Here is a 25,742-nt window from a genome sequence, read left to right as displayed (position 1 = left end):
GCAGTGTTGCGTTTGCGTCAACCTAAGATTTACCCGACCTTTGGCACGTCGGTATCGCGTCGGTATTTTGACTGTTTTGCGGAGGTGGGGTTTTGTGGAGCGCCGATTGGGTAAACACAACGCGCGCAAGCTGTTGCGCGGTTTGGCGACGCAACACGCCGATCAGATCAGCCCGACGGTGTCAGGAAAGCGTGTCCAATAGTTCAGCCTTGGTCAGCGCGAAGTTAGAGGCGATCCAACGTGATTCGAGCTCTTTGAGCGCCTTGCCCAGCGCCGCGCCCTGAAACCGGTCAATGAGGTCCGCAGGACGGATTGGGAAGGAGGCCTCAGCACCTGCTCTTGCGGTGACAAGTGTGTCTGGCATCAACAGCGATTCAAACATTGCAGCCCGAAGGAGCAGGATCGAGGTGGCGGCCTCTTCGCCAAAACGATAGCCCAGCGCACCGGCGGTGTCAGAGGACTCAAGGCCGTTGCGCAGCACGTCGCGATGGCGAGCGGCTTTTTTGGACAACCGCAAAGCCTCGGCAACATTGCCGCCACCCAACACCGTCAGACGGCGGATTGGATCAATGGCCACCGTGTGCAATTCTTCCAGATGTACGAGAGGCGCCAGGGCGCGATCATCCGTGCCCGGGAGGATAGCGGTGAGTGCGCCGGTCTGGCGCATGGCCGCCACGGCAGAGGCCGGATCGGGGGCGCCCATGAGTTTTACGGTCTCACTGCCGACGCGTTCGCGCGACAGAGAAGCCAGCCCGTCAATGTTGGCCGCGATGGCGGCAAGCGCTTCGGGGTCCATGCCTTCGGCTGGATCACCGTAATATGCGTGAAACCGGAAGTATCGCAGGATGCGCAGGTAGTCTTCGCGGATGCGGTCTTCGGCGTTGTCGATAAAACGCAGGCGGCGGGCTTTGAGGTCTTTGAGCCCCCCCAGTGGGTCAACCACGGTGCCGTCAGATCGGGCGTAAAGCGCGTTCATGGTGAAGTCACGGCGGCGGGCGTCATCTTCGACATCGTCAGAGAAGGCAACAACCGCGCGGCGGCCATCGGTTTCCACATCATGGCGGAAGGTGGTGATCTCGTGCGGAATGCCATCCGCCACCACGGTGACGGTGCCGTGCTCTATGCCAGTGGGAATGGCGTTGAGACCCGCATTTTTGGCGAGTTCCATTACCCGTTCCGGACGGGCGTCAGTGGAGATATCGATGTCATTCACCGGCGCGCCCAAAAGCGCGTTGCGCACGCAGCCACCTACCAGCAGAGCCTGATGTCCATGTGTCTCTAACATAGCGCAAACCGCTTGAGTCGGGGCGGCCGTCAGCCAATCACCGGAGACCTTCATGCGCCTGACACCTGTTCCGCCAAACCGCGCAGAATGCGGGCAGTGGCTCCCCAGATATAATAGGGGCCAAAGGGCACGGTGAAGTAGTGACGGCGTTGACCTTGCCAGCGGCGGGATTGGATCGAGAATAAGGCCGGATCCGTCACGTGAGACAGTGGCACGGAAAAGACCTCCTCGACCTCACCCGGCTCGGGGATCACGTCAAAAGCGTCTCTAACGTGGCCCAAAACCGGTGTAACCAGAAAGCTGGTGACGGTTTCATGAGTAGGCAAAGTCCCCAGCACTTCGACATTATCCGAAGGCAGGCCAATTTCTTCGCGTGCTTCCCGCAAGGCGGCGGCAACCACATCTGCGTCGCCGTCGTCTTGCTTGCCACCGGGAAAGGAAATCTGACCCGGATGGTGTTTCAGATGGCTGGCGCGCTTGGTCAGAATAACGTGGGGGATGTCTTGTCTGATCTCGATGGGCACAAGCACACCGGCAGGGCGCAGCTCACGGCCCTTGGGCAGAACCACATCTGGGTTGAGATCAAAATCAGAAGAGGCCGCGCTGTCGCGGGACAGCGCGGCCTTGATGGGTTGGAGCAGATCAGGCGCCTTTGGCATCTGTACCCGCAGTCTTGGCCTCAAACCCAACCGTGGTCGGATCGAGATCGTAATGCGCGCCGCAGAACTGGCAATCGGCCGTCACGCGCCCGTTGTCTTTGGTCATGGTGGCAATGTCCTTGGCCGAGTAAATCGACAAAGACTGGCGCACGCGCTCCTCCGAACAGGTACAGCCAAATTTGACCATCTGTGCGTCATAGACACGTGGCGCTTCCTCGTGGAACAAACGCACCAAAAGGTCCGTTGGTGGCACGGAGGGGCCGATCATTTCCAGCTCTTCAACGCTGTCGAGCAGGATATTGGCGCGGTTCCAGTTTTCAGCGTCTTCCTCATTGACCACATCTTTGGCCAAGAGGTAGCCGCTTTCGCCACTGCCGCCTTCGCCAGAGACTTCGGGGCTCGCCTTGGGCATGTGCTGCAACATGATGCCGCCAGCACGCCAATGCTCGCCCACGCCGGGCTCAACGGATTTGCCGAACTTCAACGAGAAGCGGGTGGCCAGCTGTTCGGATTGCGCAAAATACGCCTCAGCCGAGGCTTGCAACGAACCGCCCACAAGACCGGAGATGCCTTGATACGGCTTCATCCCGTCGCCCTGATCGATCAGAACCGCAAAGTAGCCGTTGCCCAGCTGTTCAAACGGGGTGCCATCGGTCAGGCGCTCCTCGTCAAAGCTGGCATAGGCGCGAATACGGGCGGGCTCACCCTCGGCAGTTGGCGCGTAGTAATCGGTCGCAATCATACGCACAGGGCCATTGGTTTGCACCTGAAGCGACAGCTTCCAGCGCAGACTGATGGTCTGGCCGATCAATGCGGTCAGCAGGGCCATTTCAGCCACCAACGCTTCTACCGTTTCCGGATAGGCATGTTGTTTGAGCACGCCGGAGAGCACGCCATCAAGACGGGCCACGCGCCCGCGAATATCAGAGTTGTCCAGCTGGAACGGCAGCACTGTGTCGTCCCAGGCAATGTTGCTTGCAGCTTTCATGGGGTTTCCTTATCGGCCTTCCCTTGCCATACCGCGACTATATAGGGCCAGCAAGAGCAGGAAAAAGGGGTTTCACGCATGATACCACGTTTTGGAACACCGCCGCGCAAAGATGTGCGCTACACAATGCGCCCCGGGGCCTATGCGGTTTTGCTTCAGGGCGACCAAATACTGCTCACCCATCAGGCTGAACCCACGCCGGAATTCCAACTGCCAGGCGGCGGGATTGATCCCGGAGAAAGCCCTGTGGTGGCGTTGATGCGGGAGGTGTTTGAGGAAACCGGGTATCGCATTGCCAAACCGCGACGGCTGGGTGCGTTTCGCCGGTTTACCTTTATGCCAGAGTATGACCTCTGGGCCGAGAAACTCTGTACGATCTATCTGGCAACACCCACCCTGCGGATTGGGCTGCCAAGCGAGCCCGGGCATGCGGCGGTGTGGATGGGTATTGAAGACGCGGTCACGCAGCTGGGCAATGCCGGAGACCGGCATTTTACGGCCCAATTTTTGCGCTAACCTAGGTTAGGTGCCGCGGTATTCCAAAAGAATGCCAGACACATCGTCGGGGAAGCCTTTGCCACCGGAGAACTCATCGAGCTTCCAGACCATGGCTTGCAATGTGTCTTCGAGATCGTGGCCGGCCAGATCGACCATCAACGCCTCAAGACCTTCCTCGCCCAGCAAGCCATTGGCCGTGTCCGGACATTCAGTCACGCCATCAGACAGCAAGAACAGGCGGTCGCCTGTTTTGAGGTCGATGCTGAATTGGGAGAACTCGGCACCTGGGATCAAACCAACCGGCAGCCCCCCAGGACCTTCTTGTTCAATTGACCCATCCGCACGCTGGATCACAGGATGTGGATGACCAGCCTGTGCAAGGATAACGTGTCCTGTGGCAAGATCGACATCGGCGAGCAACATCGTGAAATAGTGCTCGGTTTCCATCTCGTCCAAGATGATTTCATTAAGGCGCGCAACAACTTCGGCGGGCGGCAGGTGAGACGTTGTGCCGTCCTTTTCCACCTGCATCGCCACATTATGTTCCGGTGACGTCGCGGAAAGGTAGCCAGCAAGACGGGCAGTAATCAACGCAGAGCTGATTCCATGCCCCGACACATCGATGGCATACAAACCGATTCGCGTGTCGCTGATTTTATAGTGACCAACCAAATCGCCGCCCACATGGCCGGAGGATTGCAGCAGCAGCGACACCGCGCCGCGATCAAAATCTTTGAACCGTTCGGGTACAAGCGATTGCTGCAACTTCTTGGCGGCAAGCAAGTCATTGTCCAGCGAGTCATACAGGCGCTGAAGTTCATCCAGCGTTTCCGAGATCACTTTGTTCTTGTCGGTGAGCTCGCGCTCCATACGCAGGATCCGCTCCGCCGCAGAGATCCGCGCGCGCAGTTCGTAGCCGTTCACAGGCTTGGTCAAGAAATCATCCGCACCGGCATCAAACCCTTGAGCAACCTCAGTTTTTTCACTCTTAGAGGTCAAAAGAATGAAGTACCCGTAGGTCTCTGCACTCAACTCCCGGAAGGCGCGGCAAAACTCCAGACCGGACATGCCTGGCATCATCCAGTCTGACAAAATCAGATCCGGCAGCTCTTCGCGGCAGATATCAAGGGCCTCCTGACCGGAGGCCGCCTCGATCACGTCATAACCGTCCCGTTTGAGCGACAAGCTCAGAATGCGACGCTGCACGCGGCTGTCATCAACCAGCAACACGCGTTTGATCACACCCATATCGGGCGCATCATTCGTCTCAGCGGATTTTACAGTGTTGGCCGACAAGCTTCCCTGACCTTTGTACAAATTTTGACTTCTTTCGTAACACAACTATGGTCTTGCTACTTAACATGCCGTCAAAAGTAAAAATGAGATAGTTCAAATTTTATCGTGTAGGATTTGTTAACACTTTTCTGTCACTGTCTAGGGGTGAATAATGAGGAAATGCCCATGATTGACTGGGAACGAGTAGAGGAACTGCGCGACGAAATCGGCGCGGAAGACTTTGGTGAAGTGGTGGAACTCTTTCTGGACGAAGTTGAGGAAGTGATTGCGCGCCTTCGTGAAACTCCGGACATTGCCACCCTTGAGGCTGACCTGCACTTTCTTAAGGGCGGCGCGTTAAACCTTGGTTTCCAAACTTTCTCGCAACTGTGCCAAGCTGGCGAAGCGGCGGCCGCCGCAGGCAAAGGTGACACGGTAGACGTGCCCGCAATCCTGGCATCGTTTGAAGAAAGCAAAGGCGTGTTTGCGCAAAAGCTCGCTGCCGCCTGAAAAGCGGCCCCCTGATATGGCCGGAAACGGCGCCGTCAAAAAGTAGACTTTTGAATCACCCAAGGAGTGCCCTGGGCGAATCGTTGTGCATTTTGATGCGCCGTTAGGCTTTTCCAGTACCCATGCGGCCCGCGTTTGGACTTTTGTGGCGCGGGTATCATAAGTCTTAAGCAAATGGCCTGGGCGACCTAGAGCACAAACTGACCCAGCGTCTCGTCATTGGTGATGTCGGTATAGGTCATGCCCGCAGCCTCAATGCGCTCAAACAAGGCATCGAAATTTTCCGGTTTCCGTGTCTCGATGCCTATGAGAACCGAGCCGAAGTTGCGTGCCGATTTTTTGAGGTACTCAAACCGCGCGATGTCATCTTCCGGGCCCAGTGTTTCGAGAAAATCACGCAGAGCGCCCGGACGCTGCGGTATGCGCAGGATGAAGTATTTTTTGACCCCAGAGTAACGCTGCGCGCGTTCTTTGACTTCAGGCAGTCGCTCAAAGTCAAAATTTCCGCCCGAGGTCACACAAACAACGGTTTGGCCTTTGATCTGATCCGCCACATCGACAAGCGCGTCCACGGCCAAGGCACCTGCGGGTTCCAGCACAATGCCCTCGACATTGAGCATCTCCAGCATGGTGGCGCAGATGCGGTCTTCGGGAGCGGCAATCACATCTTCCGGTCTTAGCTCCGCCAGACGGGCAAAAGTTTTGTCGCCAATGCGCGCGACGGCAGCGCCGTCCACAAAGCTATCGACATGCGCCAGAGTGATTGGCGCACCGGCGTCCAGAGCAGCGGCGAGGCTCATGCCGCCTTCCGGCTCTACTAGGGTATAGGTCAACGCATCGGCAAAGTAGCTGTGCACACCAGACGACAAGCCGCCGCCGCCCACGGGTAAAATGATGTGATCCGGAACACGGCCAAGTTGGTCTTCAATTTCGACCGCAACCGACGCCTGCCCCTCAATCACATCTTCGTCGTCAAACGGAGACAAAAAGGCCGCATCAACTTCAGCGCAATAGGTCTGCGCCGCGGCCAGCGTGTCGTCAAAATAATCTCCAACAAGGCGGATTTCGACATTTTCTCCGCCAAACACCTGCGTCTTGAAGATCTTCTGCTGCGGCGTGGTGACCGGCATGAAGATCACGCCCTGAACGTCAAAATGCTTGCACATATAGGCAACACCTTGGGCGTGGTTGCCAGCACTGGCACAGACAAATATCCGCTGTTCTGGATTGTTCGCGCGCACTTTGCGCATGGCATTGAAAGCCCCGCGCAGCTTGTAAGACCGCACAGGCGTGAGGTCTTCGCGCTTGAGCCAGATGTCGGCACCAAAGCGGGCGGAAAGATGGGCATTCAGCTGCAGAGGCGTGGCGGGGAAAACGCTGCGCATGGCGGCTTCGGCAGTGCGGGCACATTTACGAAATTCGCTCATGTGCCCTGAGTGGCCGAAGCTAAAGGTTTTGGCAAGAGGAAGGTCGTCGATCAGTCGATCGAACGGCCTTCGACGTAGTGGCCATAAAACGTGGTCAGAATGCTAACATTCACCAAACCCACCAAGGCCGTGAACACAATGTCCACTGCGGTACCGACGAAGGGTGAAATCCCATAAATGGCTTGCACCAAGTATTGCCCCCCATAACTGACAGCCCATACCGTCAACATAAGAACGAGAATTGCGCCTGTGGCGCCACTGGTGGCACTCCAGGCTTCGCCAAACGTCAATGGTTTGCCAAGCGCAGCGGCCGGCAGAATGGCGACCCAACGATACATCAAAACAGACGTCAGAACAGAAATCACAAACAGAACCGCCAGTGTTCCGGCAATGGAACCGGATCCCATAACAGATGTGCCAATCATCATCAGAGGAATAGCGCAGATTGCGCAAGCTAAGCCGAGCAGGAAGAGTCGTCCGAAATAGGCAAGTATTCGGCCCAAGTGAAATGGCGGGATCAGCCCAGATTGCTGCTCCTCCGCCAAAACAAAGCGATGCCACGCTACGATGCCCCAGCCGATTACAAAAAACACCAACAACATGAGCAGAAAACTGAGACCAATCGATCCGCCGGACGGAGTCCCGGAAATCGTGCCAGTTTCTGAGAAATTCTCTCCGAAAATGTTGGACATGGCTCGGGTCAACCCCACAAGGAGTAACCCGATCAGAACACAAGGCGCCCAGAAAATTCGAATGGCATCCCGCCAGTTTCCGACAACCATGCGCACCGCATGTAAAAACAATTTCCACCCCTGCATGTGAGTACCTCTTAAAGATAGTGTTTTTGTCCAATTTCGCCTGCATGTGACAGATCGCGGGCAATAAAAGCAAGTGCGGCGATCTGCTCGCCTTGCCCACAGGGCCAAAAACCGCTATCGCGCGAACGTTATATGGACGAAGGGAAGAAAAATGTCGGCTCCGAAGAAAGTTGTGCTGGCCTATTCCGGTGGCCTGGATACCTCGATCATCCTGAAGTGGCTGCAAACCGAATATGGCTGTGAGGTGGTGACCTTCACCGCGGACCTGGGTCAGGGCGAAGAGCTTGAACCCGCGCGTGCGAAGGCGGAACTCTTGGGCATCAAGCCTGAAAACATCTACATCGAAGATGTGCGAGAAGAGTTTGTGCGCGACTTTGTCTTCCCAATGTTCCGCGCCAACGCAGTCTATGAAGGTCTGTACCTGCTGGGCACGTCGATTGCGCGTCCGCTGATCTCCAAACGTCTGGTTGAGATTGCCGAAGCGACTGGTGCAGATGCTGTGGCTCACGGCGCAACCGGTAAGGGCAACGATCAGGTGCGCTTTGAACTGGCGGCCTATGCGTTGAACCCCGACATCAAGGTGATAGCCCCTTGGCGGGAATGGGACCTGTCCTCACGCACAAAGCTGCTGGAATTTGCCGAGCAGCACCAGATCCCGGTTGCCAAAGACAAACGTGGCGAGGCGCCGTTCTCGGTGGACGCAAACCTGCTACACACCTCCTCAGAAGGCAAAGTGCTGGAAGATCCAGCGATTGCGGCACCGGATTACGTATACCAGCGCACCGTGCACCCTGAGGACGCGCCAAACGAGCCAGAGTTTATCGAAATCGGCTTTGAAAAAGGTGACCCGGTCAGCATCAACGGCGAGGCGATGAGCCCGGCGACCATCCTGACCAAGCTGAACGAATATGGCGGCAAGCACGGCATTGGCCGTCTGGACCTCGTTGAAGGCCGTTTTGTGGGTATGAAATCCCGTGGCATCTACGAAACCCCAGGCGGCACCGTGCTGCTTGAGGCGCACCGTGGTATCGAGTCCATCACCATGGACCGCGGCGAGATGCACCTGAAAGATGAGCTGATGCCGAAGTATGCAGAGCTAATCTACAACGGTTTCTGGTATTCGCCGGAGCGTGAAATGCTGCAAGCGGCAATCGACAAGAGCCAAGAGCATGTCACCGGCACCGTGCGGGTGAAACTCTACAAAGGCAGCGCCACCACCGTGGGCCGCTGGTCTGACCACTCGCTCTACTCTGAAGAGCACGTGACCTTTGAGGATGACGCGGGTGCCTATGATCAGAAAGACGCGGCAGGCTTTATTCAGCTGCAAGCGCTGCGTTTGAAGCTGATTGCGATGCGCAACAAACGCACAGGCAAGTAAGCCAACACCATTCCGACAGAAGCCCGCCCTTGAGGCGGGCTTTTTTTGTGTCTCCCAACCGTCGATCCGAAAAATTCCTTTGAGATAGGCAGGATGGCGGCTAGCGTTTCCTAAAAGACTTGTGACTTGGGATCGAGCTGCGCCGGGAGGGCGTTGAATGGGGACACTCTTAAACTTTGCGCGCATTTTTGGAGTCTTGCTGCTCAGCGCCGGTTTGGTCTGGGCACAAGAGGAAGAAGTCGAAGACACCACCACACCCAAAGTTGACGACGAAGTCTTTGTTCAAGCTGTGGAAGTGGACGGAGAGCAGCTGTTTGCTGTGCGTGGCTCCACCGCTTTGCCCGCCGAAGAACGCGCTGCTTTGGTGGCAAAACGCATCATCGAAGTCGCAGAGCGCAGCGAGGCGACATCCGTGGTCATGGGCATTGAGCGCGGGGAATTGGGCCAGACCATATTTGCTGATGGGGTCATGGTGAGCGTCACCACACAAGCGGACTCCGATTTTGAACAAATGGAACTGCCGGTGTTGGCCTCTCTGCATGCCGAAGCCATTGAAGCGGCCATTTTAACCTATCGCGCCAACCGAACCGATGAAGCGTTCTCGCAAAGCACGTTGACAGCCCTGGCCTGGTCTGCAGTGTTTGCCTTTTACTGTGGCATTCTATTTTGGCTGCGCCGACGGGTGCCGCGCTTTCTCGCGGGCGTCGTGGAACACCGCACCCGAGGGCTTCAGGAAGCCACGGGCGATATTGTGCAAAGCCAAGCGGTGTCCAACATCGCCAAGTTTTTGATCCGGCTGTTGGTCGACATCACACTGTTCACCGGGTTCTATTACTACCTGTCGTTTGTGTTGCATTCCTTTCCCAACACGCGGCCCATTGCGGCGCTGTTGATCCGCTATGTGACCGATCCGATCATTGGGCTGATGCTGGGCTTTGTGAGCTACCTGCCCAACCTGGTCACCATCCTGATCATCGCCGCCATTGCACGCTGGATGATCAAAGGGGTGTATCTGTTTTTCCAGAGCGTTGAGCAGGGTGTGATCGAACTCAAAACCTTTGAGGATCATTGGGTCTGGCCTACCTACAATCTTATCCGCGGGGCCATTGTCCTGACCGCCGCGGTGATCTGTTTCCCCTATATTCCAGGATCAGATTCCGCAGCCTTCCAAGGGCTGACCATTCTGGTGGGGGTGATGGTCTCTCTTGGCTCAAACTCGGTGATCTCCAACGTATTGGCGGGTTTGTTTGTGCTGTACAAGCGCTCGATGAATGTGGGGGATCGCATTCGGGTCGGCGACCACTATGGTGATGTCATGCAGATCCGGCTGATGGAGACCTATCTACGCTCGGTGAAAAACGAGCTGATCTCCATCCCCAATGCCACGTTGCTGTCTTCGGAGGTGATCAACTATTCCAGCAAGATCGACGGCAAAGGCTTGTTGCTGCACACCACTGTGGGGATTGGGTATGAGGAGCCCCGCAAGAAGGTTGAGGCCATGCTGATTGAAGCAGCGCGGCGCACCAAAGGGCTGAAGAAGTCACCAGAGCCCTTTGTGCTGGTGACCGGCCTTTTGGATTTTGCGACCAACTATCAGATCAACGCATTCACAACACGTGGGTCCTCGTTGCCACTTTTGCTCAGCGATTTGCACAAGAACATCACCGATGTCTTTAATGAAAACGGCGTGCAGATCATGACACCAAATTATGAAACCGACACGCCGGAATTGAAGATTTCCGAAGTCGACTGGAACGAACCCCTGGCGCATGAGACGGCAGCGGAGGCCGCAGCGCCAAAAGCATAAGGTGCCCGTAAAAGGCGTCGCAGGTTGAGCATGAGAAAAGTCACAGGCAGTTTGACACGGCGCAGCATGATGCTGGGGTTACTGTCAGGCTGTGCGATTGCCCCTGTTGGTGAGGACTACGCCCGCCCTGACACCGATGTTGCCAATAGGTTTTTTAAAAAGGGGCCCTCTGGCGCGGTGCGCAAACACGACGCCAAGTGGTGGACCTCATTTAATGATTCACTGCTGAACAAGCTCGTTGGATACGGGCTTGAAAACAACAAAGACATTCAACGCATCGCAGCCCGAATTCAGCAATCTCAGGGCATTTTGGACTCGGCAGGTTTTCCGATTGGCGGCTCCAACCGCGTCAGCGAAGTGAAGCGCAGCGGGGGCGGAGGCAATGAACCAGAAACCACAGGCTTTGTGCGAGCTGAAGCCAAGTGGAAATTGGACCTGTTTGGCAAATTGCAAAGGGAGAAAGAGGCGGCTTTTGCGCGGCTTGAAGCCAGCTATGCCGATTTGGATGTTTGGACGCTTCTGTATGTTGATGAGGTGGTGACCGCCTATCTGGATATGCGCTATGCGCAGGAATTGGCCCGAATTTTGCAACGTGTCTTGGCCAGCCGCGAAGAGACTCTCAAAGCCACCAAGTCACTGGCAGAAGAAGGTGGCGCAACGGAATTGGACGTGGCGCAGGCCAACGCGCTGGTTCTGCGCACAAGTTCCGCAGTGCCAGACGCGCGGATATTGTTCGTGCGCATGGTCAACCGTGTCACTGCCTTGGTCGGCAGCACAGAATTGGCTGAACGGGACGATCTGGATGTGCGGGCGCCACAGCCAAGCCCAAAAACCAGCGTTGTTTCAACAGGCGTGCCGGCAGACCTGCTGCGCAATCGGCCGGATGTGGTCTATGCCGAGAAAAAATTGGCCGAAGCCGTGGCTCTGGTAGGGGTGGCAGAGTCCGACCTGTACCCAAGCCTCGGGCTGACCGGGAACGTCAATGTGTCCGGTGGCAGCTCAGGATTTGATCCGCTGGCGGCCTTCCTGCGCATTGATCTGGACATCCCGTGGTACGACCTGCCGGTGCGGCGCGGCAAAGTGGAAACCGCCAAAGGCCTGGTGGCAGAACGCAAAGCCGCGTGGGAAAAAGAAATCGTGCTGGCCGTGGAGGAGGTCCGCAATTCGCTGTTTGCATTACGTGAAAACACGCGGGCGGTAGAGCTGTCCAAAAAGGCGGTAGAAGCAGCGGCAGAGGTGTTACGTTTGGCGCGCAAGGCTTATGCCTCCGGGCAAGCCTCTTTCCTTCAGGTTTTGGATGCGGAGCGCGCCTTTTTGGACACTGAAAATCAGGCTGCCTTGGATTTGCGCAACAGAGCAGTTGATTTTGTAGATCTGAATGTCGCGCTTGGCGGGAGTTTTAACGGTTCGTTAAGTGGCCCCACGTAACCCTTGCGCCACCGAGGGTTGGCTGCAACCACTTGGGTGAACTGGTTACTTAGGGAAGATCACATGTTGGAACAAATCGCGGCCCAAATGGCCGAGGGGTTAAAAGACCGGACATTTGACGGGACATTGAAATTTGACTGCGGTGATGCCGGGGTTGTGGTGCTGGCAGACAACACGGCCACGCAGGAAGACCGCGAGACCGATTGCACCGTGTCGATCTCTGAGGAGAACCTTGTGAAGCTGCTGGCAGGTGATCTGAAACCCACAACAGCATTGATGCTGGGCAAACTCAAGGTGTCCGGCGACATGGGCACGGCGATGAAGCTGGGCCAGTTGCTGACCTAGGGCTTCATTTGGCCAAAAATATCCTGGGGGAGTCGCCCGCGGCGACGGGGGCAACGCCCCCTGCCCCTTACAATTTGTGCGTTTTCATCTCTTCATAAAGAGGCAACGCCGCTTGCAGGACCGGCTGCAAACTGTCGGGCACCTCTGGCAACGGGCCTTCAGCGCCCGCAAATCCGGTAGAGTCCCAGACAGCACCATACCAATGCGGCGCCCACGCGCCGTCATCTTTGTGGCCACCTTTGGGCCAGGACAGCATGGCCCCATCAAAGCCCAAGCCAATGGCATCACATAGTTTTTCCAACATCTCGCGCGGATTGTCGCGGATGTCGTGGCTGTCGATCACAATTGGCGTTTGGCCCCAGCTTGAGACCAGCTGCATTAGCTCCAGCTGCTGCGGAAAGCCGATGTCGGTGAGCGACGGATTTTCACGTTTGGCGGCGTAAGACGCGATCACGCGGGCGGGGTGACGCAGCAGGAAGACATTGGTGACGTTGCGCATCCAATCCCGTGGCACGCCAGCAATCATGTGTTGCGTCATATGCTTCTGGTAGAAGTGCGGCTTGCTCTCCGGATTGGCTTGCACAAGGCTGGCCGCGACCTTGTTGGGATCCTGATCCTGTGATGCCAAAATCTCCGCCCCCATAGGGTGATCGAGATCGGTCATGGCGAGGTAAGCAGCGTAAAAAGGCTCGTCCACCACGGCACAATCGGCGCGGTTGCCAAAGGCATACATCATCGCGGTTGAGAGGTTGCGGGGGCCGCTCCACATGGCAATTTTCACGGGGCAAACTCCTATCGGTATTGCGTCGGTATCGCGGCTGTATCGCGACAGTGCGAATTTCGGCTTTATGGCAGAGCGTCTTGCGCAACCAGGTCTTTGTAGAGACCGCGAATATGCTTGGTCATCTCACCCATCTCACCGCTGCCAATCGGCCGACCATCAATTTCACTAACCGGGGTCTGTGCGCCAAAGGTGCCCGTCAGGAACGCCTCATCCGCGCCGTAGGCGTCAACCAGCGAGTAATTGCGCTCATAAACTGGAATGCCGTCGGCACGACAGACATCGATCACCTTTTGGCGGGTGATGCCGTTCATGCAGTAATCGCCCGTCGAGGTCCAAACAGCACCTTTGCGCACGATGAAGAAATTGCAGGCGTTGGTGGTGTTCACAAAACCATTGATGTCGAGCATCAGCGCCTCGTCTGCGCCCGCTTTCTCCGCCGCGATGCAGGCGAGAATACAGTTGAGTTTGGAGTGGGAGTTCAGCTTTGGGTCCTGCGTCATCGGCAAGCCGCGAATGTGCGGCACGGTCGCCAGCCGGATTGGGCGCGGGATCGACGGTTTGGAATGTTCCATGATGATGGTGAACGTTGGCCCCTGCTGGCTCAGCGAGGGGTGCTGAAACGGGCGGGTTTTCACACCGCGTGTGACCATCAGGCGGGCGTGGGCATCGGTGGTCATCTCGTTGGCGGCGCGGGTGGCCTCCAAGGCGGCAATCACGCCCGCTTTGTCCATACCGATGTCCAAGTCGATGGCTTTGGCGGCCTCAAACAGGCGGTCCATATGCTCGTCCAGAAACGCCCAGTGACCGTCATAGAGGCGCAATCCTTCCCACACGCCGTCCCCGAGCATAAAGCCGCTGTCATAGACCGACACCATCGCCTCGGCCTTGGGCACAACGCGGCCATTCAGCCAGATCTTGATCTCTTCGTTGCGGGCATCTTCGGCGGCCTGGTGGGTGGTGACGTGGTCAGTCATGGAGCGCTCTCTTTGGCAAAGTCACGGGACGCTATCGTTGTGCCGCGGGGTTTCCAAGCTGAATTTTACATATTGGATACGTTTCATGCGGTTGACAGCAGGTGTCGTGGCGGCACTTTAGAACAGGAAATTGATTTGGAATTTTGACTTTTGACTTCGGCGACACATTTGGGCTCTTCGGCCCCTTCCTCACTGAAAACCCTGTTGGTGCTGGGCAGCACTGGGAAGCTTGGGCGCTTGCTCAAGGCATGCATTGCGGCGTCACCTGACCTGTTGACCGGATGGCAGATCGTTTGGGGCGCGCGACGGGCTGGCGACGGGGTGGACTGGGTTTATCCCAAAGGCCCGCCGCCCAAAGCTGACGCCGTATTGGCACTGTGGGGCGTGGTGCCGGGACAGGGCAATGTGTCTGATAACATCACCCTCGCTCATCAAGCCGTACAGATTGCCAAAGACTGCGACGCGGACCGCGTGTTGCATTGCTCCAGCAGCGCGGTTTACGGCCCCGCGCGGGAGGCGTCAGAAATCACTGCTTTGGCTCCCATAAATGCCTATGGGGTGGCCAAGATTGAGATGGAACAGAGTCTGTTTCAAGGTGTTCCACCTCTCCCCGACAAACCGATATCTTGCGCAATGCGGCTGTCTAATGTGGTTGGGGCTGACAGTCTTTTCCGCGCAATTCAGAGCGGTCAGCCAGTGACGCTGGATGGCTTTGATATTGGCCAAAGTCCAATCCGCAGCTACGCCACGCCCACTGTTGTCTGGCTGGCTGTGAACAGCCTTCTTTCCGTCGACACAATGCCCGACATTGTGAATGTTGCCACCTCCAACCCCGTGGCCATGCACGAGCTGCTCGAAGCCGCTGAGTGCCCGTTTGTGTGGCGCCCAGCTCAAGAAACGGCGCTGGCAGAGGTGTCCATGTCGCTGGCGCGCCTGCGCCGCTTGACGGGGCAGAATCTTGTGGTACCGCCCAAGGACATGATTGCGGAGTGGCGCAAATTGACAGAGGCAGCAGAATGATTGGACAGGGCACCACCTTTGGGCGGCGGATGATGGACCTGGGTTGGGTGCTGTTTCTGCTGTTGATCCTGTGGCCGGTGATGCTGATTGTGGCGGTGATGATCCTGATCCGGGATGGGCGGCCAATCCTGTATGTGTCGGAGCGTATGAAAACACCGACGCAGGGGTTCAATCTCTACAAGTTCCGCACCATGAGAAATGTGGATCGGGACAGCGGTGTGTCCGGTGGCGACAAGGCCCATCGGATCACCAAGACCGGCAAGTTTTTGCGGCGCTATCGGCTGGATGAGTTGCCGCAACTGTTCAATATCCTGAAGGGCGACATCAGTTTTGTTGGGCCACGCCCGCCGCTGCGCCGCTATGTGGAGCGGTTTCCGGCGCTGTATTCGAAGGTGCTCAAAGATCGCCCCGGAGTGACCGGCTTGGCAACTTTAATTTACCACCGGACTGAAGAGCGCCTGTTAGAAGATTGTAAAACGCCGGAGGAGACAGAGGCGGTGTATGAGCGGCGTTGTGTGCCTCGTAAGGCGCGATTGGATTTGCTCTACTCGAAGCGGCGCACTTTGGGATTTGACCAGCGTCTGACTGTGGCCACTGTGTTTCGACGGGTAGCGCCTGTCTATCGCCCCGGTCGCAGCAAGTGGCTTCTGTAACCCGTCTTCACCTTGCTTCACCAAGTTGTGACATCCGGTTTCAAGGGATTGAGCCGGGAGGGAACTTGGGCGCAGGGTGGCGGCAAGAAGGAGTGTCGCTATGACAAGTTTGCAGAACCTGAAGACCGTGGCTTTGTCCGTTTTGATCCTGCTTGGCGGATTGGCCCATGGCCACCGAGCCCATGCGATGGGCACCGATACGCTGGTGGTGGCGGGCGGCTGCTTTTGGTGTGTGGAAAGTGATTTTGAAAGCGTGCCCGGCGTGCGCGGTGTGGTCTCCGGTTACTCTGGCGGGTCGACAAAGAACCCCAGCTACAAGGATGTGACCAAAGGCGGGTCCGGCCATTATGAGGCGGTGAAAATCACCTTTGATCCAGACACGGTAACGCGGGAAACGCTGCTCGATATGTTCTTCCGCTCAGTTGATCCGACCGACGCGGGTGGCCAATTCTGTGACCGTGGTGACAGCTATCGCACAGCGATTTTTGTGGCCAATAAGGTGGAACAGGGTCTTGCAGAGAGCGCCAAAGCCAAGGCGCAGGCGCAGTTGGGGCAGACCATCGTGACGCCCATTCTGCGCGAAGGAAAGTTCTACAAGGCTGAAGCCTATCATCAGGATTACTACAAAGGCTCCAAGATTGTGCTGACCCGTTTTGGTCCTAAGAAACAGAGTGAGGCGTATAAACGCTATCGCAAGGCCTGTGGCCGGGATGCGCGGGTGAAGGCGCTTTGGGGCTCAGACGCGCCGTTTGTAGGACACTGACGGATGGGGCTTTGCCCCCGTCGCCAAATGCGACTCCCCCAGGATATTTTTGGACAGATGAAGACGAGGTCACGCTTAGAAGCGGGCCTCGTCGACTTCTTTGAGGTCCGGGATCACGTCTGCGGTGCCTTGGCGTGTCACCATCAAGGCGCCGGCCCGCATGGCGAGCGCGATGCATTGCTCCATAGGCAGGCCCCGGTCCCGCGCAGCCAAGACGTATCCAGTAAACGTGTCCCCTGCCCCGGTGGTGTCCACGGGGGTGACCGGCATGGCGGGGAAATCGCGTGCGGTGCCGTTGTGCAGCCAGCGCGCGCCATTGGCGCCAAGCGTGATGATGACATCGGCGACGCCCAGCGCCTCTGGCGTTTTGCCGGTGGCCTCTTGCAATTGCGCCGCTTCGACCTCGTTGAGGATCAGGAAATCGAGATAGGGCAGTACAGCGGTGACCGCTGCGGCATCAAACGGCGCTGCGGCATAGGCGATGTAGAGATCGAGACTGCGGGCCATTTTGGCCATTTCCAGCTGACTTAGGGTCTCATTTTGCATCAGGAGCGTGTCGCCTGGGGAGGCTTCGGATAGGGCGCTGGCGATGGTTGGATTTGGGATTTGGAAGTTCGCGCCATTGAGCAGCACAATGCTGTTTTCGCCAGCGTCATCCACATAGATCAGGGCTTGACCCATGGGGGTGTCTGTCAAAGTGGCGATGTGGCGGGTGTCGACGCCAAACTCGGTCATGCGACCGATGGCCCATTTGCCGTCTCCCCCAACCGCTCCGATATGCGCGGTATGCGCGCCGGCTCGTGCGGCTGCAACGCTCATGTTGGCGCCTTTGCCTCCCAACCCGCGTGTCATGCTGGTGGCGGCCAGAGTTTCGCCCGGTCCAGGCAAATGCGGCACGTGATAAAAGTAATCTGCGTTGATGCTGCCGAGGTTGTAGATCGCCATGGGGTTCCGTTCATCTTCTCAATTTTGACCAAGTGATCAATTTTGACGTCGCTTGTCTATGCCCAATCATCTTAAAACACGTTTTGCGCTTTCCGATAGGGGATGGGGTTTGCTATCTGGGGGGAACCAAACCTTGGGGGGTTCCGAGCAGTGAAAGCCGGCAAGTCAGGCGTCACGCCAATGATGGCGCAATATCTGGAAATCAAGGCACAATATCCGGATGCGATATTGTTCTACCGTATGGGCGATTTCTACGAAATGTTCTTTGACGACGCGGTGGCGGCGGCAGAGGCGCTGGATATTGCTCTCACCAAACGAGGCAAACATGACGGCAATGACATTCCGATGTGTGGCGTGCCACATCATGCGGCGGAAGGCTATTTCCTGACGCTCATCCGCAAAGGCTTTCGCGTCGCGGTCTGCGAGCAGCTTGAGAGCCCGGCGGAGGCCAAGAAGCGCGGCTACAAAGCGGTTGTGAAGCGGGATGTGGTGCGCCTGGTGACACCAGGCACCCTGACCGAGGACAGCTTGCTGGACGCACGGCGACACAATTTTCTTGGGGCCTATGCGGTGGTGCGTGACGAGGCGGCATTGGCTTGGGCTGATATCTCCACCGGCGCGCTGCATGTGATGCCCTTAAGCCCGGTGCGTTTGGGGCCGGAGCTGGCACGATTGGCGCCAAGTGAACTGCTTGTTGCCGAGGGCACCGAAACGGATTTGGCAACTGTGGTTGAGGACATGGGTGTGCCGCTGACAGCCGTGTCACGCGGAAGTTTCGACTCTGTTTCAGCTGAAAAGCGGGTGTCAGCGCTGTTCAAAGCGTCCTCTCTGGAAGCTTTTGGTGCCTTTGGCCGTGCCGAAGCTGGCGCATTGGGTGCCATCGTGGATTATCTGGAGCTGACCCAAAAAGGCAAATTGCCGTTGTTGCAACCGCCATTGCGGGAAGCAACGCAGGGCGTGATGCAGATTGATGCAGCCACGCGTCGTAATTTAGAGCTGACCGCCAGCCTGTCTGGCGGGCGGGCTGGGTCGCTTTTGGCCACTATCGACCGCACCGTAACCGCAAGTGGTGCGCGCCTTTTGGAGCAGCGGTTGTCCTCGCCCTCCCTACGTCTTGCCGCCATTCGCGGACGGTTAGACAGCGTGTCTTACATGGCAGAATTTCGCAGTGAGGCTGCGGACCTCCGGGACGCCTTGCGCAAAGTGCCGGATTTGGATCGGGCGCTCTCGCGTCTTTCATTGGACCGGGGCGGCCCCCGGGATCTGGCTGCCGTGCGCAATGGCTTGGGTCAGGCAGGAGAGATTTCAGAGCGCGCTTATGCTGGCGAGTTGCCTGAAGACTTGAAAGCCGCCCAAGATGCGCTGCGCGATCATGATGCGTTGCTCAACCTGCTGGAAGATGCGCTGATCGCAGAGCCCCCATTGCTGGCGCGTGACGGCGGTTTCATCGCGCCGGGCTATGATCCAGAACTGGATGAAAGCCGGGAACTGCGTGACGAAGGGCGTGGCGTGATTGCCAGCATGCAGGCGCAGTACTCTGAACAGACCGGGATTTCAGCACTTAAGATCAAACACAACAATGTGTTGGGCTACTTCATCGAAACCACGGCGAAACATGCAGATGCGATGATGTCGCCGCCACTCAATGAGACATTCATCCACCGTCAAACCACCGCCAATCAGGTGCGCTTCACCACGGTTGAGTTGAGTGAGATGGAAACCAAAATCCTGAACGCCGGAAATCGGGCGCTTGAGATCGAGAAGCGGCTCTATGACAGCCTAAAAAGCGCAATCTTGGCTCAAGCGGGTCAAGTAGCTGCGGCTTCAAAAGCGCTTGCTGAATTTGATTTGGCGGCGGCATTGGCAGAATTGGCTGCCAATGAAAACTGGACCCGCCCCGAGGTGAACGAAAGCCTGGATTTTGCCATCGAAGGCGGGCGGCATCCTGTGGTCGAAGCGGCCTTGCGCAAGTCTGGTGATCCGTTTGTGGCCAATGATTGCAACCTGTCAGGCGGCGATGCCGCGAGCATCTGGCTTTTGACCGGTCCCAACATGGCGGGTAAATCGACCTTTCTGCGCCAGAATGCGCTCATAGCTTTGCTGGCGCAGATGGGCAGCTTTGTGCCCGCAGACAGCGCGCGGATTGGGCTTGTGAGCCAGCTGTTCAGCCGGGTGGGCGCGAGTGATGATCTGGCGCGAGGACGGTCTACCTTTATGGTCGAGATGGTGGAAACGGCCGCCATTCTCAATCAGGCGGACGACCGCGCCTTGGTTATCTTGGATGAAATTGGGCGCGGGACGGCGACATACGATGGCTTGTCGATTGCCTGGGCGACGCTGGAACATTTGCATGATGTGAACAAATCGCGGGCCTTGTTTGCCACCCATTATCACGAGATGACTCAGCTCTCCGGGAAAATGGCTGGCGTGGACAACGCGACCGTGGCGGTGCGGGAGTGGGAAGGCGAAGTGATCTTCTTGCATGAAGTCACCCAAGGCGCAGCCGATCGCAGCTACGGCGTGCAAGTTGCGCAGTTGGCAGGTTTGCCTGCGGCCGTGGTCGATCGCGCCCGCGTGGTTTTGGATGCGCTCGAAAAAGGTGAACGGGAAGGCAAGACGCAGAAGGCGTTGATTGATGATCTGCCATTGTTTGCCGCGGCACCTCCGCCGGTGGCTTCGGCACCAAGTGGGCCATCTCCATTACAAGAAAAACTTGCGGATGTCGCGCCAGATTCGCTTAGCCCGCGTGAGGCTTTAAATCTAATCTACGAATTGAAAGACTTGGCTGAGAGCTGATTTTGGCTGAAATAGAGCCTATTTCTCCATCAAAAGTGCGGCGAGATAAGCCCCGTAGCCGGATTTGCCAAGCATTTCTGCTCGGGTGCGCAGCTCGTCATCGGTGATCCAACCTTTGCTCCAGGCGATTTCTTCCGGGCTGCCAACCTGCTGCCCCTGGCGATCCGACAAAGTGCGCACAAAATTGCCTGCGTCCAGAAGGCTGGCGTGGGTGCCGGTGTCGAGCCAGGCGTATCCACGCCCCATGAGCTCCACCTGTAATGCACCTTCAGTTAGGTAGGTTTCCAACAATGTGGTGATTTCCAGCTCACCGCGCTCCGATGGGGTGACAGTGCGCGCACGTTCAGGCGCTGTGCTGTCCAAGAAGTAGAGACCCGTTACCGCGTAGGGAGATGGCGCCTTAGGGGGCTTTTCGACAATGCGATTGGCCGCGCCGGTCTCATCGAAAGCAACCACGCCGTAGCGTTCCGGATCCGCCACACGGTAGCCAAAAACTGTTCCGCCGGTTGCCCGCGCATCAGCGGTGGCAAGCTGTTCCGGAAGACCGTGACCAAAGAAGATGTTGTCACCCAAAACCATGGCGCTGGGGGCGCCATCCAGGAAGTCTTCGGCCAAAAGATAGGCTTGGGCAAGTCCATCTGGGCTCGGCTGCTCGATGTAGGTGAGGCTGAGGCCCCACTGGCTGCCGTCGCCAAGTGTGCGTTGAAACTGGGCCTGATCCTGCGGGGTGGTGATGACGGCGATCTCACGGATGCCAGCCAACATCAGCACCGACAACGGATAGTAGATCATCGGCTTGTCATAAATCGGCAGAAGCTGTTTTGAGATGCCGATGGTGATTGGATACAGCCGCGAACCGGTGCCACCTGCCAGAATAATGCCTTTGCGTGCCGTCATGTGTCGCCCTGCTCCAATTGCGTGATCACGCGGGTGAGTCCCGCCTGCCAATCCGGAGGTGTAATGCCAAAATCCGACAGAAGCGTGGCGCAATCCAGTCGGGAATTGAGCGGGCGTTTTGCAGGGGTCGGAAAGCCGCTGCTGGGGATATTGGTCACGGTGACCGTTTTGTTGGCCGATTGAAAAGTGGCGCGGGCAAAATCCGCCCAAGTGGTCGAGGGAATGCCCGCGTAGTGATAGGTGCCGGACGGTTTCCCCGCCAAAAGGCCACGCGCCATGGTGAGCAATGTCGCCGCGATGTCGCCTGCAGGCGTTGGTCCACCATGTTGATCCGCCACAATGGAAAGGGCGTCACGGCTCTCACTCAAGCGCAGCATGGATTTTACAAAGTTGGCCCCATGCGCAGAAAACACCCAGCTGGTGCGCAGGATCACATGTTGACCACCTGCGTCGCGTACAGCCTCTTCACCTGCCAATTTGCTGCGGCCGTATTCGTTTATCGGGCCAATTGGATCATTGACCTCATGGGGCGTGTCCCCTGCCCCGGCAAACACATAATCGGTGGAGATATGCAGGAATGGAAGAGCGCGAGCAGCGGCGGCTTTGGCCATGGCACCGGGGGCCGTTGCATTGATAATCTCTGCAATATCAGGCTCTGTTTCGGCCTGATCTACGGCTGTATAAGCCGCTGCATTGATCACGACATCCGCGTCTGTTGACAGGATACGCTCGGCACATTGGGGAGGATTTTGGAGATCTGCTTCAGTGCGGCTCAACGCTTCAATCTGAACTTCTGCACCAGACAAAGCTTGCAATTCCCGTGCCACCTGCCCGGTTTTTCCAAACACCAAAACTTTCATCGTCGCTCCTGTTCGGTTTCCCGCGGCACGCGGTTAAGTGCCTTTTGTTGTGCCGAGGCGATGACCCACCCCGTCACGCGCCTGTAAAGCCTGCCACCACTCAGGATTTTCCAAATACCATTGCACGGTTTTCTCCAAGCCCTCTTGCAGCGTCACAGACGGACGCCAGCCCAGCTCTTCGCGGAGGCGCGTGGGGTCGATGGCATAGCGGTAATCGTGGCCGGGGCGGTCCTGTACATAGGTGATTTGGCTGGAATAGGGTCGATCCGTCGGGCGTAAGCGATCCAGAATTGCGCAGATGTTTTCCACAAGGTCGATATTGCGAGCTTCATTTTCACCGCCGATATTATACGTCCGGCCGTTTTTGCTTTTCTCCAGAACGGTAAGCAATGCGTCAGCGTGGTCTTCGACATAAAGCCAATCACGTACATTCAAGCCTTGCCCGTAGACCGGAATATCTTTGCCTGCCAGCGCGTTCAGGATAACCACAGGGATCAGTTTTTCCGGGAAATGGAATGGGCCATAGTTGTTGGAGCAGTTGGTGATGACAAATGGCAGGTGATAGGTTTCACCCCACGCGCGGACCAAGTGGTCGCTGCTGGCCTTGGAGGCGGCATAGGGCGAATTAGGCGCGTAAGGGCTATCCTCGGTGAACTGCCCGTCGTCCTGCAAGGTGCCATAGACCTCGTCTGTGGAAATGTGGTGAAACCGAAAACTCTGCGGCTTGCTTTTGGATTGCCAATACGTGCGCGCCGCTTCTAACAGTGTGTAGGTGCCCGTCACGTTGGTGTCGATAAACGCACCAGGGCCGTCAATGGACCGGTCGACATGACTTTCCGCCGCCAAATGCATCACCGCGTCAGGCTGATGATCCGTAAAAATTCGCGTCAGAGCATCTGCGTCTCGAATGTCGGCGTGCTCAAAGACGTACAGCGGATTAGCCTCAACCGAGGCGACATTTTCCAGGCAAGCGGCGTAGGTCAGCGCATCAAGATTGACAACGTGATGACCGCGCGCGACCGCCAGACGTACCACCGCGGATCCGATAAAGCCTGCTCCGCCGGTTACAAGGATCTTCATTTTTGATCTTCCCATGAGAAAACAGGCTCTATATCAGCCAAAAGCGGCGCTGAGGCATCTTTGTCGCTGAGTGTGGTCGAAACTGTTTCAACGCCCCAATTGATGCCCAAAGCAGGATCATTGTGAGCTATGGCGCGATCACAATCTGGTGCAAAATAGTCAGTGCACTTGTACACAATTTCAGTGTCAGGCGTACGGGTCACAAAGCCATGGGCAAATCCAACCGGAACCAACAATTGGCAACCATTTTCTGCAGTTAATTCTGCCCCAACCCATTGACCAAAAGTGGGTGACCCAGCCCGAATATCCACAGCCACATCAAACAGTGCCCCCCGACCGCACCGCACCAATTTGGCCTGCGCATGTGGAGGGGTTTGATAGTGCAGCCCTCGGATTGTGCCCACTTTGGAGGAAAGAGAATGGTTGTCTTGCACAAAATCTAACTCAAGTCCGTGCTCCGCCATCCGCCGCTTGTTCCAGCTTTCACTAAAGAACCCGCGATCATCGCCGAATCGGTCAGGAGTGAGCAAAAGGACACCGTCCAATTTTGTGGTTTCAATTTTCATGGCCCACGCCCCTAAACCCTTCTGCAATCAATATGTGAGTGCTATCAATCTGTTGGCGACTTGTCACGTCCACAGACTTGTTTGAGGAAGCCGGTTTGACAGCGTGATTGGAAATTGGGATGTGTTCAGCCATATTGGAAAAGGTTCTTTCTTTGCAAAACGTGCAGCATCCAAAGCGGCTATTTGCCGTAGTCGTGACATTTAACCGCCTAGAGAAACTCAAGCAGACAGTTGCCCGCCTGTTGGCAGCGCCTACTCATGACCTTGAAGGCGTGTTGGTTGTGAACAACGCCTCAACAGACGGCACGGATGAGTGGCTTTCGCAGCAGACCGATCCCCGGCTGATTGTGGAAAACATGACAGAAAATCGTGGCGGCGCTGGCGGATTTGAGCATGGAATGCGTCTGGTGACCGAAACATATGATCCCGACTGGCTTGTGGTGATGGACGACGACGGGCGGCCCGCCCCAGGAACTTTTGCCAAATTTCAAGAGATGGACGTGTCCCCGTGGGACGGATTGGCTGCAGCGGTTTACTATCCCCATGGCGAAATTTGTGACATGAACCGGCCCTCCCGCAATCCATTTTGGCATGGAAAAGTGTTCCTGAATACGCTGCTGGGACGTGGTGGGCGAGATGGGTTTCACATCACGCCAGACGACTACCAAGGGCAACCCAAACAGATTGATGTGTCATCATTTGTTGGATTGTTTGTGTCGCGCGCGGCAGTTGCCAAAGTAGGGTATCCAGACGGGCGCCTGTTTGTCTACGGAGAAGACGGGCTTTACACATTGACACTTAGCAAGGCGGGCGGACGAATTGGCTTCATCCCTGACCTCAAGTTTGAGCATGACTGCTCGACTTTTGGCGAAAACGACCTCCGGTTCCGACCGTTGTGGAAAGTCTATTATTACCACCGCAATCTGTTGATGTTGTACCGCGAAGCGGCCGGCCTGTATTTTGCGCCGCTGCTGTTTGTGGTTTTGCCGAAATGGGCCCTCAAAACCCGGCATCACAAAGGGCAGCAGCGGATATTTTTGAAACTGCTGCGGCACGCGGTGGTTGACGGATTGCTGCGCCGGACCTCGGCGTCGCACTCCCAGGTACTAGACTGGTCAAAGGTGACGTCGCCAAGGCCGGATGGTTAACCGTTCAATATCTCCCGATGATATCGGACCAACAGGACGATCCCGAAAAACAATGTGATCAAGCCAAAGACCGCCACATAGACAAGATCCACATTTTCGCCACGGTAGGTTGGGTAAAATCCAGCGCGCATGGATGAAATGGCGTGGGCTACGGGATTGAGCCACAAGAATTTTTGAACTTTGTCCGGGAAGGCATCGATCAAAAAGAAGATACCCGACATCAGGAATAGTGGGCGTGAAAGAATGCTCCAAACCTGCTGCCAGACAGGCAGCATCCCACTAAGCGCGCAGTTTAACACGCCAACCGCCAACCCTATCAAACAGGTCATCCAAACAGCATGTAAGATAGCAACATAATCTAAAACCGCACGTGTGTCTGAAACGACCAGAACGCCAGCGAGTAAACAAATCATCACGATCAAACCTGTTAGCGCGTTCAGCAAAAAGCGCGCCAACACAGCATCCACCCACGTGACAGCCGGATACTTCAACAAAGTGCGGGAAAACCTGAACGACTGCATAACGCTATTGGACAGTGACATATACAGCGAGAATGGCAGCATTCCGCTTGCATAAAACAACAAAAAACTGGTCCCAATTGGCGGCGAACGGATAATTAGAGAGAACCCGATGGTCATGATGATTATCCCGCCAAGCGGTTCAAGAAACGCCCAAACGTACCCTCCTGGAGACCGCCCATACCGAGATCCCATTTCCCGAAGTATCAATGCTGCAACGGAGCGAAACGTACCAAATCGAGCAGACCGTGTTTGCCTGGGTCGCTGTGCAGGCGGAAAGGAGGCGTCGTTAGAAGAGGACATAGATAAGATTCCAATAC

The 25,742-nt window shown here is 56.6% G+C and carries 25 protein-coding genes; 11 read left to right on the top strand and 14 right to left on the bottom strand.

All coding sequences use genetic code 11. From position 1 onward, the window contains the following. Nucleotides 1–181 precede the first annotated feature (181 nt). From Q0955_RS07405 to Q0955_RS07395, 3 genes are read right to left on the bottom strand one after another with little or no spacing between them, the layout of a single operon-like run. Nucleotides 182–1,339, bottom strand: coding sequence for a CCA tRNA nucleotidyltransferase (locus tag Q0955_RS07405; RefSeq protein WP_299422057.1), 1,158 nt, complete (start codon nucleotides 1,337–1,339; stop codon nucleotides 182–184). After that, on the bottom strand, nucleotides 1,336–1,944 hold the full coding sequence (locus Q0955_RS07400; RefSeq protein WP_299422048.1) for a CoA pyrophosphatase: 609 nt from the start codon (nucleotides 1,942–1,944) through the stop codon (nucleotides 1,336–1,338). The genes Q0955_RS07405 and Q0955_RS07400 overlap by 4 nt, the downstream gene beginning before the upstream one ends. Next, complete coding sequence (locus Q0955_RS07395; RefSeq protein WP_299422037.1) at nucleotides 1,928–2,932, bottom strand: Hsp33 family molecular chaperone HslO; 1,005 nt, start codon at nucleotides 2,930–2,932, stop codon at nucleotides 1,928–1,930. Before Q0955_RS07395 ends, Q0955_RS07400 begins: the two co-directional genes overlap by 17 nt. 78 nt (nucleotides 2,933–3,010) lie before the next feature. Between Q0955_RS07395 and Q0955_RS07390 the strand changes: the two genes are divergently transcribed. Further along, nucleotides 3,011–3,448, top strand: coding sequence for an NUDIX hydrolase (locus Q0955_RS07390; protein WP_299422009.1), 438 nt, complete (start codon nucleotides 3,011–3,013; stop codon nucleotides 3,446–3,448). A 6-nt stretch (nucleotides 3,449–3,454) separates the two neighbouring features. On the opposite strand, the gene Q0955_RS07385 is transcribed toward Q0955_RS07390, so the two are convergent. Continuing rightward, nucleotides 3,455–4,678 carry a SpoIIE family protein phosphatase gene (locus Q0955_RS07385; RefSeq protein WP_299423213.1) on the bottom strand — a complete coding sequence of 408 codons (1,224 nt, stop codon included), beginning with the start codon at nucleotides 4,676–4,678 and terminating at the stop codon, nucleotides 3,455–3,457. 213 nt (nucleotides 4,679–4,891) lie between these two features. Here Q0955_RS07385 and Q0955_RS07380 point away from each other — a divergent pair, with 213 nt between their 5' ends. Further along, on the top strand, nucleotides 4,892–5,215 hold the full coding sequence (locus tag Q0955_RS07380; RefSeq protein ID WP_299421997.1) for an Hpt domain-containing protein: 324 nt from the start codon (nucleotides 4,892–4,894) through the stop codon (nucleotides 5,213–5,215). A gap of 188 nt (nucleotides 5,216–5,403) precedes the next feature. Here Q0955_RS07380 and ilvA read toward each other — a convergent pair whose 3' ends face one another. Both ilvA and Q0955_RS07370 read right to left on the bottom strand, forming a co-directional pair. Further along, nucleotides 5,404–6,642, bottom strand: a complete 1,239-nt coding sequence (gene ilvA / locus Q0955_RS07375) for a threonine ammonia-lyase IlvA (RefSeq protein WP_299421988.1) — start codon at nucleotides 6,640–6,642, stop codon at nucleotides 5,404–5,406. A 50-nt stretch (nucleotides 6,643–6,692) separates the two neighbouring features. Next, nucleotides 6,693–7,460, bottom strand: a complete 768-nt coding sequence (locus Q0955_RS07370; protein ID WP_299421978.1) for a hypothetical protein — start codon at nucleotides 7,458–7,460, stop codon at nucleotides 6,693–6,695. Nucleotides 7,461–7,611: 151 nt separating this feature from the next. Here Q0955_RS07370 and Q0955_RS07365 point away from each other — a divergent pair, with 151 nt between their 5' ends. The 4 genes from Q0955_RS07365 (at nucleotide 7,612) to Q0955_RS07350 (ending at nucleotide 12,418) form a co-directional block, all read left to right on the top strand. Next, nucleotides 7,612–8,838 carry an argininosuccinate synthase gene (locus Q0955_RS07365; protein ID WP_299421967.1) on the top strand — a complete coding sequence of 409 codons (1,227 nt, stop codon included), beginning with the start codon at nucleotides 7,612–7,614 and terminating at the stop codon, nucleotides 8,836–8,838. A 157-nt stretch (nucleotides 8,839–8,995) separates the two neighbouring features. Further along, nucleotides 8,996–10,645, top strand: a complete 1,650-nt coding sequence (locus tag Q0955_RS07360) for a mechanosensitive ion channel domain-containing protein (RefSeq protein WP_299421957.1) — start codon at nucleotides 8,996–8,998, stop codon at nucleotides 10,643–10,645. Between the two features lie 30 nt (nucleotides 10,646–10,675). Further along, on the top strand, nucleotides 10,676–12,073 hold the full coding sequence (locus tag Q0955_RS07355) for an efflux transporter outer membrane subunit (RefSeq protein WP_299421951.1): 1,398 nt from the start codon (nucleotides 10,676–10,678) through the stop codon (nucleotides 12,071–12,073). 63 nt (nucleotides 12,074–12,136) lie between these two features. Next, nucleotides 12,137–12,418 carry an SCP2 sterol-binding domain-containing protein gene (locus Q0955_RS07350; protein ID WP_294118062.1) on the top strand — a complete coding sequence of 94 codons (282 nt, stop codon included), beginning with the start codon at nucleotides 12,137–12,139 and terminating at the stop codon, nucleotides 12,416–12,418. Nucleotides 12,419–12,485: 67 nt separating this feature from the next. Here Q0955_RS07350 and Q0955_RS07345 read toward each other — a convergent pair whose 3' ends face one another. Then, the gene (locus tag Q0955_RS07345) at nucleotides 12,486–13,199 is read right to left on the bottom strand and encodes an HAD family hydrolase (protein WP_299421946.1); all 714 of its coding nucleotides are present in this window, start codon (nucleotides 13,197–13,199) and stop codon (nucleotides 12,486–12,488) included. A gap of 65 nt (nucleotides 13,200–13,264) precedes the next feature. Beyond that, nucleotides 13,265–14,176: a D-amino acid aminotransferase gene (locus Q0955_RS07340; protein WP_299421943.1), complete on the bottom strand. Its 912-nt coding sequence runs from the start codon at nucleotides 14,174–14,176 to the stop codon at nucleotides 13,265–13,267. A 273-nt stretch (nucleotides 14,177–14,449) separates the two neighbouring features. Here Q0955_RS07340 and Q0955_RS07335 point away from each other — a divergent pair, with 273 nt between their 5' ends. The 3 genes from Q0955_RS07335 to msrA all read left to right on the top strand — a co-directional run bounded on the left by Q0955_RS07335 (nucleotide 14,450) and on the right by msrA (nucleotide 16,612). Next, nucleotides 14,450–15,196 carry an NAD-dependent epimerase/dehydratase family protein gene (locus tag Q0955_RS07335; protein WP_299421940.1) on the top strand — a complete coding sequence of 249 codons (747 nt, stop codon included), beginning with the start codon at nucleotides 14,450–14,452 and terminating at the stop codon, nucleotides 15,194–15,196. Next, a complete protein-coding gene (locus Q0955_RS07330; protein WP_299421938.1) occupies nucleotides 15,193–15,849 on the top strand; it encodes a sugar transferase in 657 nt (218 codons plus the stop codon). The genes Q0955_RS07335 and Q0955_RS07330 overlap by 4 nt, the downstream gene beginning before the upstream one ends. Before the next feature lie 100 nt (nucleotides 15,850–15,949). Continuing rightward, entirely contained in the window at nucleotides 15,950–16,612 is a 663-nt protein-coding gene (msrA, locus tag Q0955_RS07325; protein WP_299421934.1) for a peptide-methionine (S)-S-oxide reductase MsrA, read from the top strand. A 75-nt stretch (nucleotides 16,613–16,687) separates the two neighbouring features. On the opposite strand, the gene Q0955_RS07320 is transcribed toward msrA, so the two are convergent. Then, nucleotides 16,688–17,557, bottom strand: coding sequence for a ribokinase (locus Q0955_RS07320; RefSeq protein WP_299421931.1), 870 nt, complete (start codon nucleotides 17,555–17,557; stop codon nucleotides 16,688–16,690). A 180-nt stretch (nucleotides 17,558–17,737) separates the two neighbouring features. Here Q0955_RS07320 and mutS point away from each other — a divergent pair, with 180 nt between their 5' ends. Continuing rightward, on the top strand, nucleotides 17,738–20,353 hold the full coding sequence (gene mutS, locus Q0955_RS07315) for a DNA mismatch repair protein MutS (protein ID WP_299423212.1): 2,616 nt from the start codon (nucleotides 17,738–17,740) through the stop codon (nucleotides 20,351–20,353). Nucleotides 20,354–20,371: 18 nt separating this feature from the next. Here mutS and rfbA read toward each other — a convergent pair whose 3' ends face one another. The 4 genes from rfbA to rfbC are packed head-to-tail and all read right to left on the bottom strand — an operon-like array spanning nucleotide 20,372 to nucleotide 23,756. Next, the gene (gene rfbA, locus Q0955_RS07310; RefSeq protein ID WP_299421928.1) at nucleotides 20,372–21,250 is read right to left on the bottom strand and encodes a glucose-1-phosphate thymidylyltransferase RfbA; all 879 of its coding nucleotides are present in this window, start codon (nucleotides 21,248–21,250) and stop codon (nucleotides 20,372–20,374) included. Further along, on the bottom strand, nucleotides 21,247–22,110 hold the full coding sequence (gene rfbD, locus Q0955_RS07305) for a dTDP-4-dehydrorhamnose reductase (protein WP_299421926.1): 864 nt from the start codon (nucleotides 22,108–22,110) through the stop codon (nucleotides 21,247–21,249). The genes rfbA and rfbD overlap by 4 nt, the downstream gene beginning before the upstream one ends. A 33-nt stretch (nucleotides 22,111–22,143) precedes the next feature. After that, nucleotides 22,144–23,190 (bottom strand): dTDP-glucose 4,6-dehydratase, encoded by a 1,047-nt coding sequence (gene rfbB, locus Q0955_RS07300; protein WP_299421923.1) that lies wholly within the window; start codon nucleotides 23,188–23,190, stop codon nucleotides 22,144–22,146. Next, nucleotides 23,187–23,756, bottom strand: coding sequence for a dTDP-4-dehydrorhamnose 3,5-epimerase (gene rfbC / locus Q0955_RS07295; RefSeq protein ID WP_299421920.1), 570 nt, complete (start codon nucleotides 23,754–23,756; stop codon nucleotides 23,187–23,189). Before rfbC ends, rfbB begins: the two co-directional genes overlap by 4 nt. Before the next feature lie 161 nt (nucleotides 23,757–23,917). Between rfbC and Q0955_RS07290 the strand changes: the two genes are divergently transcribed. After that, nucleotides 23,918–24,904 carry a glycosyltransferase gene (locus Q0955_RS07290; protein WP_299421918.1) on the top strand — a complete coding sequence of 329 codons (987 nt, stop codon included), beginning with the start codon at nucleotides 23,918–23,920 and terminating at the stop codon, nucleotides 24,902–24,904. Here Q0955_RS07290 and Q0955_RS07285 read toward each other — a convergent pair. Then, nucleotides 24,901–25,725 (bottom strand): ABC transporter permease, encoded by an 825-nt coding sequence (locus tag Q0955_RS07285; protein ID WP_299421915.1) that lies wholly within the window; start codon nucleotides 25,723–25,725, stop codon nucleotides 24,901–24,903. The genes Q0955_RS07290 and Q0955_RS07285 overlap by 4 nt on opposite strands. Nucleotides 25,726–25,742 lie beyond the last annotated feature (17 nt).

It is taken from the genome of uncultured Shimia sp. (assembly GCF_947493595.1).
Lineage (GTDB): Bacteria > Pseudomonadota > Alphaproteobacteria > Rhodobacterales > Rhodobacteraceae > Shimia.
Note: the sequence above shows the minus strand (reverse complement) of the source record. Positions and strands in the feature narration are given on the sequence as shown.